Source organism: Duganella sp. sic0402, assembly GCF_019219065.1.
In the GTDB taxonomy this organism is placed as follows: Bacteria; Pseudomonadota; Gammaproteobacteria; order Burkholderiales; family Burkholderiaceae_D; genus Rugamonas.
Window position 1 is genome coordinate 1,071,486 of sequence record NZ_JAHUWK010000001.1, and the last position, 13,974, is coordinate 1,085,459.

The 13,974-nt window shown below is 63.9% G+C and carries 13 protein-coding genes; 5 read left to right on the top strand and 8 right to left on the bottom strand.

Going from position 1 to position 13,974, the window contains the following annotated elements; genetic code table 11:
- Window positions 1-19: 19 nt before the first annotated feature.
- On the top strand, window positions 20-820 hold the full coding sequence (locus KW842_RS04580; RefSeq protein ID WP_218302875.1) for an ABC transporter substrate-binding protein: 801 nt from the start codon (window positions 20-22) through the stop codon (window positions 818-820).
- On the opposite strand, the gene ctaD is transcribed toward KW842_RS04580, so the two are convergent.
- The 3 genes from ctaD to KW842_RS04595 are packed head-to-tail and all read right to left on the bottom strand — an operon-like array spanning window position 807 to window position 4,620.
- The gene (gene ctaD / locus KW842_RS04585; protein WP_218302876.1) at window positions 807-3,311 is read right to left on the bottom strand and encodes a cytochrome c oxidase subunit I; all 2,505 of its coding nucleotides are present in this window, start codon (window positions 3,309-3,311) and stop codon (window positions 807-809) included. The genes KW842_RS04580 and ctaD overlap by 14 nt on opposite strands.
- Window positions 3,308-4,264 carry a c-type cytochrome gene (locus KW842_RS04590; protein ID WP_218302877.1) on the bottom strand — a complete coding sequence of 319 codons (957 nt, stop codon included), beginning with the start codon at window positions 4,262-4,264 and terminating at the stop codon, window positions 3,308-3,310. The genes ctaD and KW842_RS04590 overlap by 4 nt, the downstream gene beginning before the upstream one ends.
- Window positions 4,261-4,620, bottom strand: coding sequence for a cytochrome c family protein (locus KW842_RS04595; RefSeq protein WP_373925127.1), 360 nt, complete (start codon window positions 4,618-4,620; stop codon window positions 4,261-4,263). Before KW842_RS04595 ends, KW842_RS04590 begins: the two co-directional genes overlap by 4 nt.
- Window positions 4,621-4,701: 81 nt before the next feature.
- Here KW842_RS04595 and KW842_RS04600 point away from each other — a divergent pair, with 81 nt between their 5' ends.
- Entirely contained in the window at window positions 4,702-5,550 is an 849-nt protein-coding gene (locus tag KW842_RS04600; protein ID WP_218302878.1) for a c-type cytochrome, read from the top strand.
- Here KW842_RS04600 and KW842_RS04605 read toward each other — a convergent pair whose 3' ends face one another.
- The gene (locus tag KW842_RS04605) at window positions 5,551-7,215 is read right to left on the bottom strand and encodes a S41 family peptidase (RefSeq protein WP_218302879.1); all 1,665 of its coding nucleotides are present in this window, start codon (window positions 7,213-7,215) and stop codon (window positions 5,551-5,553) included.
- Between the two features lie 90 nt (window positions 7,216-7,305).
- Here KW842_RS04605 and KW842_RS04610 point away from each other — a divergent pair, with 90 nt between their 5' ends.
- From KW842_RS04610 to KW842_RS04620, 3 genes are all read left to right on the top strand, one after another.
- Complete coding sequence (locus KW842_RS04610) at window positions 7,306-7,533, top strand: hypothetical protein (protein ID WP_218302880.1); 228 nt, start codon at window positions 7,306-7,308, stop codon at window positions 7,531-7,533.
- A 91-nt stretch (window positions 7,534-7,624) separates the two neighbouring features.
- Entirely contained in the window at window positions 7,625-8,692 is a 1,068-nt protein-coding gene (locus KW842_RS04615; protein ID WP_218302881.1) for a DNA topoisomerase IB, read from the top strand.
- A gap of 38 nt (window positions 8,693-8,730) precedes the next feature.
- Complete coding sequence (locus KW842_RS04620) at window positions 8,731-9,156, top strand: hypothetical protein (protein ID WP_218302882.1); 426 nt, start codon at window positions 8,731-8,733, stop codon at window positions 9,154-9,156.
- Here KW842_RS04620 and KW842_RS04625 read toward each other — a convergent pair.
- Genes KW842_RS04625 through ligA form a run of 4 tightly spaced genes read right to left on the bottom strand, consistent with a single transcriptional unit; the run spans window position 9,153 to window position 13,973 of the window.
- Window positions 9,153-10,211, bottom strand: coding sequence for an AI-2E family transporter (locus tag KW842_RS04625; protein ID WP_218302883.1), 1,059 nt, complete (start codon window positions 10,209-10,211; stop codon window positions 9,153-9,155). The genes KW842_RS04620 and KW842_RS04625 overlap by 4 nt on opposite strands.
- Before the next feature lie 2 nt (window positions 10,212-10,213).
- Complete coding sequence (gene def / locus KW842_RS04630; protein ID WP_218302884.1) at window positions 10,214-10,750, bottom strand: peptide deformylase; 537 nt, start codon at window positions 10,748-10,750, stop codon at window positions 10,214-10,216.
- Complete coding sequence (gene galU / locus KW842_RS04635; protein WP_218302885.1) at window positions 10,747-11,634, bottom strand: UTP--glucose-1-phosphate uridylyltransferase GalU; 888 nt, start codon at window positions 11,632-11,634, stop codon at window positions 10,747-10,749. The genes def and galU overlap by 4 nt, the downstream gene beginning before the upstream one ends.
- 2 nt (window positions 11,635-11,636) lie before the next feature.
- Window positions 11,637-13,973, bottom strand: a complete 2,337-nt coding sequence (ligA, locus tag KW842_RS04640) for an NAD-dependent DNA ligase LigA (RefSeq protein WP_218302886.1) — start codon at window positions 13,971-13,973, stop codon at window positions 11,637-11,639.
- Window position 13,974: the final 1 nt, after the last annotated feature.

Genomic DNA, 13,974 nt, shown 5'->3' on the forward strand with positions numbered 1-13,974 from the left:
ATCATGTTAGGATGGCTCGATGAAATTCTGGCCCATCCTGCTTATCTCGACGCTGTGCGCCGGCGCACAGGCGGCCGATATTCCCGTCACGATTTACGCCGACGCCGGCTATCCGCCCTATTCCTACGAGAAGAACGGCAAGCCGGCCGGCCTGTATTACGAGATCGTCAGCGCCGCTTTCAAGCGCATGCATGGCTACAAAATCGAGGTGCAGACCGTACCCTGGAAGCGCGGCATGGCGCTGCTGCGCACCGGCACCGGCTTCGCGCTGTATCCGCCATACATGAACACCAGGGACGAGCCGTGGACCTGGCCTTACTCGCTGCCGCTGTACGATGAGCGCGTGGTGGCGGTATGCCGCAAGGAGGTACTGGCGGCCAAGCCACGCAAGCGCTGGCCGGAAGACTTTTACGGCCTCACCATCGGCAACAACGCCGGTTTCATCGTCGGCGGGGAAGCGTTCGACCAGGCGGTGCGCGCCGGCCATCTGCGGCTGGAAGAAGCCAAGGACAGTGAAACCAATATCATCAAGCTGGGACTGGGGCGGATTGATTGCTACATCAACGACCGCGTGTCCATCCAGTGGACCCGCAACCAGCTCAAGGCGGCAGGCAAGTACGATGAAGGCGGCGCGCACGCGGTGCTGGCCGAAGCGGCGGTCATCGCGGTCAAGCAGGGCTATCTGGGCTACACCAACCGCGACAACGGCAAGTACGCTTACAAATCAGACTTTGTCCGGCAATTCGATAGCGCCATCGCGCATATGCGCAGCGTCGGCGAGATCGACGCCATCGTCCACAACTTCTTCAAGAACCACTGACCACGCGTAGCACCAGCGCCAGTGCCACTCCTTGCAGCGTGACGTAATGCCACACCAGCGCGCAGTTATCCAGCGTGGCACGGTTGACGGCGCTGAGCCGGCCGCGCCATGAGCGCAGCCACAGGTAAAGCGCCAGTATGGCCAGCAGCACTGCGTGCAGTCCCTGGTAGGCCAGCATCGCCGCCACGGTCGCGCCCCAGGCGCTCGCCACCGGGTCAAGCCCCGCCGTCAGCTGGCTGCCGATATCCATGCTCACAGCCGCCAGCATGCACACCAGCGCCGCCGTCAGCGCCAGCCGCTGCCAGCCATCGGCCGTGCGCCGCCGCGCGCATTCGATCAGCAGCGAACCCGCCGCCAGCGCGGCACACACCGCCCAGCTCCACCACAGTGGCGGCAGGCTGCTGCCGGGCGGCGGGCAAATTTCCAGCCGCATCGCCGTGTGGATGTGGGCGAACGCAAACGACGCGAACACGGTTGCATCCACCACCAGCATGATTACCGTCGCCCACAGCGAGTGCGAACGCAAGCCATGCGCGCCCACCGGCAGCACCACATCGTCCGCCACCCGCGCCTCGCGCTGCAGGGGCAAGCTGTCCGATTGCCACATCCACGCCAGCACCGCAGCCACAGCGATCACGCCGCATGCCCATGCGGCCAGCGTCAGCTTCACCGTCAGCAGCAGGAAGAAACCGGCCGTGCCCAGCGCTGCAGCGAACGGCCACCAGCTGTCGCCCGGCAGCACCTGCACATACAAAGGCTTCGCTTGCAGCACACTGGTGACGATGCTCTCGCGCCGGCCGGTCGCAGTGCCTGGCAGCCAGTGCGCGCCGGCCTCCACCTGCTGCGGCAAGTCTGGATCATCCCACAGCGGCTCGCGCGAGCGCACGTCCGGGATGCTGCGGGTGGCGTAGTCCTCGGCCGGTATCCATTCGAGCGTGGACGCCTGCCATGGATTACCATGCGCGCGCCTGGGCTTGCGCAGCGTACGCGCCATATCCACCATGAACAGCAGAATGCCCAGCGCCAGAATGAAGGCGCCGATGCTGGAGGCGAGGTTCAGTCCATCCCAGCCCATTTCGCTGGAATAGCTGTAGACGCGGCGCGGCATGCCCAGCAAGCCGCTGATATGCATGGGGAAGAACGTCAGGTTCATGCCGGTGAACATCAACCCGAACACCCAGCGCGCCAGGCGCTCGGACATACGATTTCCGTTCACCAGTGGCAGCCAGTAATACAGCGCGCCGAACATCGGGAACACCAGGCCGCCGATCAGCACGTAGTGCAGGTGGGCGACGATGAAATAGCTGTCGTGCGCCTGCCAGTCGAACGGCAGCACCGCCACCATCACGCCGGTCAGCCCGCCCAGCACGAAGATGAACAGGAAGCCCAGTACGAACAGCATCGGTGCATTGAGCCGCGCCTGCCCGCGCCACAGTGTTGCCAGCCAGGCGAATACCTGCAACGCGGTCGGCACCGCGACGATCATGCTGGCCGCCGACACCAGCGTCGAGGTCCACAGGCTAAGTCCGGCCGTGAACATATGATGGGCCCACAGCGCAAAGCTGATTACGCCCACCGCGCCGAGCGCGATCACCACCGGCCGGTGGCCGACCAGCGGCGCGCCCACCAGCGACGGCAGCATCATCGACACCATGCCAGCCGCCGGCAGGAAGATGATGTATACCTCCGGATGTCCGAAGAACCAGAACAGGTGCTGCCACAGCACCGGATCGCCGCCGCGCGCGGGGATGAAGAACGGCCAATCGTAGGCGCGCTCCAGTTCCAGCAACGCGGTGCCGGCGATAATCGCCGGGAAGGCGAACACGATCATCAGCGCGATCACCAGCATGGCCCAGGCGTAGACCGGCATACGAGCCAGCGTCATGCCCGGCGCGCGGGTGAACAGGATGCCGACGATCAGTTCGATCGCACCGGCGATGGCCGAGATTTCAATGAAGCCTATGCCGAGCAGCCAGAAGTCGGCATTGATGCCGGGTGAATGCTCCTTGCCGGTCAGCGGCGGATACATAAACCAGCCGCCATCCGGCGCCAGTCCGGCGAACAGGCTGACGAAGAATCCCAGGCCGCCCGCAGCGTAAGCCCAATAAGCGTAGGCGGACAGGCGCGGGAACGGCAGGTCGCGTGCGCCCAGCATGGCCGGCAGCAGAAACACTGAAATCGCCTCTACCACCGGAATCGCAAACAGGAACATCATCACCGTGCCATGCATGGTGAATACCTGGTTGTACAAGCCGGGACTGAGCAGCGTGCTGTCCGGGACCGCCAGCTGCGCGCGTATCATCAGCCCCAGCACGCCAGCCAGCACGAAAAACAGCAGCGCGGTGCCGATATACAATTGGCCGATGGTGGCGTTGTTGACGGTGGTGAGGAAGCGCAGCCCACGCGGCGTGCGCCAGACGCGCTCCAGTTCCTCGCGCTCGCCGTCGGGACGCGGCAGACTGCTCGGCAGGCGTTTGCCCGGTGTACTCATTTAAGCTGCTCCAGATAGCCGGCCAGCGCCTGCAAGGTTTCGCCGTCCATATCCGCGCTGGCGGGCATGCGCACGCCCGGCTTGAAGCCGTGCGGATTGGCAATCCAGGCAGCCAGCGCACCAGCGTCATTGCGCAGCGTCCCCGCACCGATATACAGCCGGCTGCCAATATGCGTCAAATCCGGCCCCAGCGCGCCCTCGCCGCCAGCCCAGGCGCGCGCCGCGCCGTCCTGGTCTGCGCCGCGCACGGTGTGGCAGGCGCTGCAGCGTTGCTGCGCAAACGCCTTGCGTCCCGCATCGAAGCGCGCGTCCGCCGTGGTGCGCGCCGGCGCGGCTTGTGCGGCCAGCCAGGCGTCGAACGCTTGCTGGCTCTGCGCCACCACATGCAGCGCCATGCGCGCGTGCTGCTCGCCGCAGTATTCAGCACACTGCGCGCGATACACGCCGGCGCGGTCGGCGCGTATCGTCATGCCATGCAAGCGGCCCGGCACCATGTCCACCTTGCCGGCCAACGCGGGCGCCCAGAAACTATGGATTACATCAGCGCTGCTCAGCCCAAGGTATACCGGCTGCCCAGCCGGCAGGCGAATCTCGTTGGCCAGCACAATATCCGGCCCACCAGCAGGGTCGGTATAACGCACCTCCCACCACCACAGCCGCGCGATCACCGCAATCTTCACCGCATGCTGCGACGACGGCATGCTCAGTTGCGTGCTGCGCAGTGTGGAAAACGCCAGCAGCGCAGACAACACCAGCAGCGGCAACACCACACCGCCACCCCACAGCCACCAGCGTATATGCACCACGCGGCGCTTGCGCAAGCCCAGCACGCACAACGCCATCACCCCGACAAACACCACTGCCGCGCCACCGGTCAGCACCCACGCCAGCTGCGCGATAATCTCCGCATCCGGACCTGCCGGGTGCAATGCCGATTGCTGCGCATACGTCATGGCAGCGAATACAGGTAAGCCGCCATATGGCGCGCATCGTCTTCCGACACACCCATGGCGGGCATGGTGGTCCCCGGCTTCAGCGCGGGAGGATCGATCAGCCAGTGGCGCAACAGGTCCGGCGTATTCGGCAGACTGCCTGCGATGTAGCTGCGCTGCCCGAAACTGTCCAGCGGCGGACCAAGCTGGCCACGCGCCGCCGCCACGCCCGCGATCTGATGACAAGCGCCGCACTGATACTGTGCCAGCAGCACCCTGCCCCGCGCAACGCTGCCGCCTTCCACGCGCGCGGGCGCGGGGCCGCCGCTGTCACAAGCAGCCAGCCATGCCAGCGGAAGGAGTAGGAGGATGCGCACGATTGGGAACCTGCTGAAGCCTGTCGTCCCGATATACTATAAGAATCACAATATTCTTGTCTTTTCAACAGGACGCAGTGAATGAGCATCGCGCGCCGCCGATTCCTAATCGCCACCATCATCGCCACGCTCGCGGTGCTGGCGTCACTCGCCGCTATGGGCGGCGCGCTGGTGCTGTATGGCGGCTTTTACAACGCCGGCGCTACGCGCTCGCACTTCCAATGGGTACACAGTCTGCTGGAAATCGCGCTGCACCGCTCGGTGCGCCAGCACGCGCGCGACATCACGCCGCCGGCTGAACTCAACAACAGTATGCTGGCGTTACGCGGCGCAGGACTGTATCGCGACAACTGCGTGGTCTGCCACGGCGCACCGGGTGTGGCGCAAGGCGACATCGGCAAAAGCATGCAGCCCATCCCCGGCCCGCTAGCAGATGCCGCCCGCCGCTGGCAGCCGAACGAGCTATACTGGATCACCCGTCACGGCATCAAAATGAGCGGCATGCCGGCATGGCAGTACCACCTGGCCGACCAGGACATCTGGGCGCTGGTGGCCTTCCTGACGGTGATGCCGGCGCTATCGCCACCGGCTTATGAGGCGCTGATCGCGCGGGCCGGCCATCCGCAGCGCGCAGCACGCCCGGCCCACGCGCTACCGGACGCGGAACGCGGCCGCCTGGCGCTGACCCAGTACGCCTGCAATGCCTGCCACCAGATCGATGGCGTCACCGGCCCCGCTACCATGGTCGGGCCACCGTTGGCCAAGCTGGCGAAACGCCAGTACATCGCCGGCCACCTGCCCAATAGCGCCGATAATCTCGCGCGCTGGATACAGGAGCCGCAACGCTACCAGCCGCAGAGCGCCATGCCGGCGATGGGCGTGAGCGAATCGGACGCGCGCGACATCGCCGCCTACCTGCTCCAACCTTGATTAACGCTTGCTAAGTTCCGCCAGCGCGCGCTCCAGCACCGGATCGCGTCCGGCGCGCAGCGCGACCACCGTCTGCCGCACCTCGATCGATGGCGTGACGCCAATGCCGACAAACTCGCGTCCATCCGGGAAGGTGTCGCGCTTGGCGCAGACGCGCGCCGCGCCACCGCCAGGCAAGGTAAAGTTGATCGCCTGTCCGGTACTGCCGCCGGTGGCCTCGCCTATCGTCAGCCCGCGCTGCATGATGGTGAAACTGAGGACGAAATCCTCGCCGGCCGAATAGGTCTGAGCCCCGGTCAGCACTGCCACCGGACCGTCATACACCTGCTCGCGCGTCAGCGCATATTGCCAGTCCGGCATGCGCTGCCAGTTCACCATGCTGCCGCTGGACGCGCGCATATAGCTGTCGGCGCCGCGCACGTAGCTGGTGGCGCCAATCAGCGGCTTGCGCGTCAGGTAACTCAGAATCTTGTAGCCGATGTCGCCATTGCCGCCGCCATTACGGCGCATATCGATCACCAGCGCGCGCGCTTTCAGGATCTGCGGCAGCGCAGCGTCGAATGCTTTGATACCGCTATCGTCGGTAAAGTGCTCGATGCGGATGTAGGCCACGCCGTTGTCCAGCATCCTGAACTCAGGCGCCTCCGGCCAGTGGTAGCCGGCGCTGCGGTCGATTTTCTCTTCGCGCTCTTTGCCATTGGCGGCGCGCAGGCGCAATGTCAGCGGTTCTTTCGCGGCGCCACGCAGCAAGCCGACCGTGTACGTCTGGAAGTCGCGGTCCTGTGGCGCACCGGCGCTGACCAGCGGCATGACGCGCAGCCGGGCATAATCGTGCACCGCCACGCCGTCGATGGCCAGCAGTTCGTCACCGACGCGCACGCGGCCGCGCAACGCCGCATCATCGACATGCGCCACCAATACGCGGCCTTCCACCAGCGCCGTGCGCAGTGGCGGCACCGCTTCAAATTCCGCATTCAACTCGCCCGGCGCCCAGATATTGGTGTGGCCGTCCTTCAGCAGCGGCGCCAGCTCACGCAGGACGGCGTAGTAGTCGCGGGTGGTCTGCGCCGCCATCACCTTCGGCAGATAATCCATATACACCTGATTCAAGTCCAGCTCCGGCACCTTGTCGAAGTAGACGAAGCTGTGGCGCGCCTCGGCCCAGAACTGCGTCAGCCCTGCGATGCGTTCCTCGACCGTCAACTTCTCCTTGTAGGACTGGTCGCTGGCCGGGCCTTTCCACAAGCGCTGCGGCACTTCCGACGCGGCCAGCACCGCTTGAAAGCGCGGTTCGTTGCGCAAGGCGTCAAAGTCGCTGTCATTGCGCAGCATCTGCGCGGCGGCCGGCAGCCAGAACACCATGCGCGCCTGATCCAGCGCATCCAGCGCCTGCTCCTTGCGCCGCTGGCGGCTGTAAAGCGCTGCCAGCGGCAGCAGCGTGTTGTAGCTTTCCTGGCGCAGCGCCGGATTACCACTGGCCTGCTCCACCTCCCTCAGTAAACGCAGCGCCTCTTCCAGCAGTTCCGTCGCGTTCTGCACGTCGGCGCTGGCTGCTTGCCGGCGCAAATCACGCGCTTGCGCCACCACATCACTGCCCGGCGGCGGCGCGGCGTGGGACAGAGGCGCGATCGCCGCCAACAACATCAAAGCGGACAAACGGCGCATGGCTTCCTTGCATAAAAAATAATGCGCCGCATTTTAATACAGGAGGCGCAGTCGTGGCACAATAACGGCTTGTTTTTTTGGAAGACCATCATGACTATCTTTGCCGCCCCCGTGTTCGACGCCACCGTCATCTATGATGGCCACGAACTATTCAAGGGACAAGGCGCAGCCAAAGGCTGGGCCGAAAAACTGGCCAAGGAACTGGAGTGCGACATCGGCGTCGAAAAAATCGGCACCGGCTGGGTGTTAACCGGCAGCGTCGACGGCGAAGCCTGCAAGTGGAGCATTGTCGGCCAGCGCCTGAAGCGCATGGACTAAACACTTCGTACGCTGGCGCACATCATGGCCTGGTGAGGCCGGGTACGATGCCTTGTAATCTGCCCATGTACTCTGCCCTCCAAGGAACACGATGAAGCGCGAAGACATCCCGGACGCCAGCCTGGCGCCAGTCGCCGCCAAGCTGGCGGGCCTGCGCTACGTTCACGACGACCAGCCAGGCATCACCCGCCAGCAGCGCGGCAAGCAGTTCCGTTATCTCGACAGCGACGGCAAGGCCGTCACCGGCGAGGACACGCTGGCGCGCATCAAAGCGCTGGTGATCCCGCCGGCATGGACCGATGTGTGGATCTGCAAGCATCCGCTCGGCCATCTGCAGTGCACCGGGCGCGATGCGCGCGGACGCAAGCAATACCGCTACCACGCCCGCTGGCGCAGCCACCGCGACGAAGCCAAGTACGAGCGCATGCTCAGCTTCGGCAAAGCGCTGCCGGCCATCCGCAAAGCCGTCGATGAAGCGCTGCGCAAGCCCGGCCTGCCGCGCGAGAAAGTGCTGGCCACCATTGTGCATCTGCTGGAAGCGACACTGATGCGTATCGGGAATGAGGAATACGCACGCGAGAACAAATCCTTCGGCCTGACCACGCTGCGCGACCGCCATGTGCGGCTCGACGGCGGCAAAGTGCAATTCAAGTTCCGCGGCAAGAGCGGCGTGCATCACGCGGTCGAGGTGCACGACCGGCGCCTGGCGCGCATCATCGCGCGCATCCGCGACCTGCCAGGGCAGGAGCTATTCCAGTACGAGGACGACGACGGCAGTCCGCACGCCATCGACTCATCCGACGTCAACGATTACCTGCAATCGATCACCGGCGCGGACTATACCGCCAAGGACTTCCGCACCTGGGCCGGCACCGTGCTGGCCGCCGTCGCGCTGTTGGAGTACGAGAAGTACGACTCGGAAGCGCAGGCCAAGAAAAACATCGTGCAGGCAATCGAGTCGGTCGCCAAGAAGCTCGGCAACACGCCGACGATCTGCCGCAAATGCTATGTGCATCCGGCAGTGATCGAATCCTACCTGGACGGCACCATGCTTGATACGCTGCGCCGCCGCGCGCGCCAGGAACTCAAGGAAGACCTGCACGCCCTGCGTCCCGAGGAAGCCGCCGTACTCGCCCTGCTGCAGCGCCGATTGGAGTAGAATCGACGGATTTTCCAGCTTGCTGCGCCGTCACGACCATGCCTTCAGCCCTGCCCTTCATGATCCGCAAAGAGTGCCCGCCCGGCGCGTGCGAGTGCCGGCAGCTTGAGCTATTGGCAGCGTGGGAGCACGACCAGCAGATTGATATCCGCGTGCTGCAGTTGACCCGTGAAGAGGAAAAAGCGCTGATTGCCCGCATCGAAACAGTCGACAGTTACGCGGCGCTGGGCCGCATCGAGCAGCGGATGCGGGAACTGCTGGGCATCCGGCTGAGCATTACCCCCAGCGCCAACGGCGTACGCACCGTCATGGGCCTGCAGATCAAGCTGGCGGAGCAACCGGGCCTGTGCCGGCGCACGCGGGAAAACATTCCTGCCGCGATCCGCCGCTGCCTGGGCCGGCACCCTGAAATCATCTACGCATTGCTGAATGCGCGCGACCTGCTGGGCGCCGAAGACAATTAGTCAGTATGGAATTCGCTGGCCGACGCAAACAGGTCCCAGACAGCCAGGAACATCGCGGCCACCACCGGGCCGATGACAAAGCCATTCAGGCCGAACAGCGCCATGCCGCCCACGGTTGACAGCAGCACCACGTAGTCTGGCATCTTGGTGTCCTGGCCAACCAGTACCGGGCGCAGAAAATTGTCCACCAGTCCGATCACGAACACGCCGAACACCGCCAGGCTGACGCCTTGCCATACCGCACCGGTGGCCAGAAAATATACGGCCACCGGCGCCCAGACGATGGCCGCGCCAATTGCCGGCAGCAGCGACAGGAAGGCCATCAGCACGCCCCACAATATCGGCGCACGCACGTCCAGGAACCAGAAGGCCAGACCGCCCAGCGCCCCTTGCACAATCGCGACCAGGATGTTGCCTTTGACCGTGGCGCGTATCACCGTGGTGAAGTTCTGGAACAGGCGCTGCTTGTATTTGCGGCTCAGCGGCACCGCCTCGCGGATACGCTTGGCCAGCTTGTCGCCATCGCGCAGCAGGAAGAACAGCAGATACAGCAAGATGCACAGGCTGGTCAGGAAATCAAAGGTGTACAGGCCGGCGTTGATGGCGCGCTTGGCCACCTCCTGGCTGACTTGCGAAGCGCCCTCGGTCAGCTTGTCCTGCAAGTACGAGAGACTGGTTAAATGGAAGCGGTCCAGCAGCGACACCAGCCAGTTCGGCAGCGCCGCCATGATCTTGTTGAAGAAGCCGGCCACGCTGATCTCGCCGGAACGCACCAGTTCCACCAGCGAGGCCGCCTGGTTGATGATCGACACCGAGACCAGAGTGAGCGGGAGGATGACCATCACCACAATCAGCAGTAGCGTCAGTATCGACGCCAGGGCGGCACGGTTACGGGTGCGCTGCAACAGCCAGCGGTAGACCGGCGCAAATACAATCGCCAGTATCACGCCCCAAAAAATCGCACCGCCATAAGGCACCAGTATCCATGCAAAGCCTATCGTGACCAGGGCCAGCAGGAGCAGGAATACTTTTTGTTGGAACGAGTATGGGGGCATAGTCAATCGTCGTCGTTGGGATCGAGGCCGGGGAACATCACCTCGGTGAAGCCGAATTTGGAAAAGTCCTTGATGCGCATCGGGTACAGTTTGCCAAGCAAATGGTCCACCTCATGCTGCACCACGCGGGCGTGGAAGCCGTCCACCTCGCGCAGGATCGGCTGCTGATGTTCATCCACGCCCGCGTAGCGCAGCTTGACGTAACGCGGCACGCTACCGCGCAGGCCAGGCACAGACAGGCAGCCTTCGAAGCCTTCTTCCATCTCGTCGGATAACGGCGTCAGCACGGGATTGATCAACACTGTTTCCGGCACCTGCGGCGCATCCGGATAACGCGGATTCTGTTTGAAACCAAAGATCACCAGTTGCAGGTTGACGCCGATTTGCGGCGCTGCCAGCCCGGCGCCATTGGCCGCGTGCATGGTGTCGAACATATCGGCGATCAGCTGCTTCATGGCGGGTGTGTCGAACTCGGTCACCGGCTCGGCGACGCGCAGCAAGCGTGGATCGCCCATCTTCAGGATTTCACGAACCGTCATTGCGTTCTCTCCTTGATATCACACAGGAACTGCCAGAAATCCTCGCCCGTCTCCTGGTGCTTGAGGCCCATGGCGGTGGTGGCCTTCAGGTAGCCCAGCTTGGAACCGCAATCATAGCGCGTGCCGTCATAGCGGTAGGCAAGCACGCGTTCATCCTTCATCAGCGCCGCAATGCCGTCGGTCAGCTGGATCTCGCCGCCCGCACCTTTGCCGATGTTTTCCAGGTAGCTGAAGATGCGGCCAGACAGCACATAGCGCCCCACCACGGCCAGCGTCGACGGTGCCACATCCGGCGCCGGCTTTTCGACGATGCCATGCACCAGCTCCAGCTTGGGCTGGTAGTTGCTGGAGCTGACAATACCATACTGGCGCGTCGACTCGCGCGGCACTTCCTGCACCGCCAGGATGTTGGAGCGCTCATAGGCATACAGTTCGGTCATCTGCGCCAGCACAGGCTTGACATTGTCGGCAGTGTCCATAAAGTCATCCGCCAGCAGCACGGCAAACGGTTCGTCGCCAACCACCGGACGCGCGCACAGTATCGCGTGGCCCAGACCCAGCGGCGCGTGCTGGCGGATGTAGATGCAGTTGATATGCTTGGGAATGACGTTCTGCACCAGTTCCAGCAGCTGCTGCTTGTTGGCCGCCTCCAGTTCCGCCTCCAGCTCATAGGCGGTGTCGAAATGGTCTTCAATGGCGCGCTTGTTGCGGCCGGTGATGAACACCATCTCGGTGATGCCGGCGGCCACCGCCTCTTCCACCGCATACTGGATCAGCGGCTTGTCGACGATGGGCAGCATCTCTTTCGGTTGCGCCTTGGTGGCAGGGAGGAAGCGGCTGCCCAAACCGGCAACCGGGAACACTGCTTTTTTAATTCTTGACATGGTTATTCTTGTGCGAGTAATGCCAGCAAGCCGGCTTCATCCAGGATGGCGACTTCAAGCTCTTGCGCCTTGGCCAGCTTGCTGCCAGCGTCTGCGCCGGCAACCAGATAGTGTGTTTTCTTCGATACCGAGCCGGACACTTTACCACCCTTCGCCTCGATCAGCGCACCCGCCTGGTCACGGCCCATGGTCGGCAGCGTGCCGGTCAGCACAAAGGTCTTGCCGGTCAGGTGGCCTTCAGCGGCGACGCTCTGCGGCAGCTGCGCCAGCAAGTCTTCGCGCAGCCGATGCAGGGCTTTTACCTGCTCGCGATTGCCTGGCTGGGCCATCCAGTTTTCCAGCGACTCCGTCACCGTGGCAGGCAAACCGAATACATTGAATACCTGGAGATAAGCCAGCGCTTCCAGCGTCACGCCTTGCTCCACCAGCTGCTTGCTGCGTGGCTCGGTCAGTTTGGGAATCGCCAGCGCGGCCAGCAGCTGCGCCGGGTCGAGCTTTTCGCGCAGCTTGGCGCTCGGCGCATGCTCGCCTTTTGGCGCCACGCCGGCGGCCAGCAGTGCATCAATGGCTTCCTGGTTCTTCGGTTCGGCAAAGAAATCGGCAATCGATTCGGCCACCGTGCCGCCGATATCCGGCAGCACGCGCAGCAGCGCAGCCGGCACGCGGCGCACCAGCTCGAAGCGGCCCAGCCACTCGGCCAGCGTCTTGGCGGTGGATTCTCCGACGTGGCGGATGCCCAGCGCGAACAGCAGCCGCTCCAGCGGCGGGTTCTTGCTGGCGGCAATCGCTTCCAGCAAATTGTCCGCCCACTTAGTGGCGATTTTCCCTTGTGCGACCGTCTCCGGCGTTGTGCCGTCACGTTCATCGGCCAGGCGCTTCATCTCCAGCAGGTCATCCAGCTTGAGCGAATACAAGTCCGCCACGCGCTGCACCTTGCCATGTTCGACCAGGTTGTCGATATAGCGGTCGCCCAGGCCTTCGATGTCCATCATGCGGCGGCCGGCGAAGTGACGTATCGCTTCCTTGCGCTGTGCAGAACAGAACAAGCCGCCCGAGCAGCGCGCAATCGCCTCGCCCTCTTCGCGCACCACATGCGAGCCGCACACCGGGCACTCCTTCGGCAGCTCGTAGGCCACCGTCGATTCAGGACGGCGCTCCAGCACCACCGCCAGCACTTCCGGAATCACGTCGCCGGCGCGGCGCACAATCACCGTATCGCCGACGCGCACATCCTTGCGGCGCACTTCGTCTTCGTTGTGCAGCGTGGCATTGGTGACATTGACGCCGCCGACAAACACCGACGCCAGGCGCGCTACCGGGGTGATCGCGCCAGTGCGGCCGACCTGCACCTCAATCGCCTGCACCACCGTCAACGCTTCTTCGGCCGGGAATTTGTGCGCCAGCGCGAAACGCGGTGCGCGCGAAACAAAGCCCAGCGTGCGCTGGTCTTCAAGGCGGTTGGCCTTGTACACCACACCGTCGATTTCGTAAGGCATGCCTGGGCGGGCGTCGCCGATTTGCTTGTAGTACGCCATCAGGCCGTCGTAGCCGCGCACCACCGAGGCTTCCTTCGCCACCGGCAGACCAAGCTGGCGATACCAGTCCAGCAGCCCGGAATGCGAGGACGGCATGTCGGCGCCTTCCAGCGCACCAACGCCGTAGGCAAAGAAGCTCAGCTTGCGCGACGCGGTGATGCGCGAATCCAGCTGGCGCAAGCTGCCCGCCGCCGCATTGCGCGGGTTGACGAACTCCTTCTGGCCTGCCTCGCGCTGGCGCGCGTTCATCGCTTCGAAATCCTTCTTGAACATCAGCACCTCGCCGCGTACATCAAGGATGGCGGGCGGATTGTCTGTCTTGAGGCGCAGCGGAATGCTGCGGATGGTACGGATATTGGCGGTGACATCCTCGCCGGTGTAGCCGTCGCCGCGCGTGGCGGCTTCGGTCAGCACGCCGTGAATGTAGCGCAGATTGATCGCCAGGCCGTCGTATTTGACTTCGGCCGCGTATTCGACCAGCGCTGCCGTATCCAGGCCTTCGCGCACGCGGCGGTCGAAGTTCTCGATATCCTCGTCGGTGAAGCCGTTATTCAGCGACAGCATCGGCACCGTGTGAGTGACCTGCTCGAACTGCGGCAGCGGCGCCGCGCCGACGCGCTTGGTCGGCGAGTCCGGCAGCGCCAGCTCGGGATGTAATTCTTCGAGCTTTTGCAGCGCGATAAACAGCTTGTCGTACTCCGCGTCCGGAATGGTCGGCGCGTCTTCCACATGATAGGCGTGCAAATGCCGGTTCAGCTCCGCGCTGAGTTGCTCGATGCGCGTTTTAAAATCTACTTCTGACATG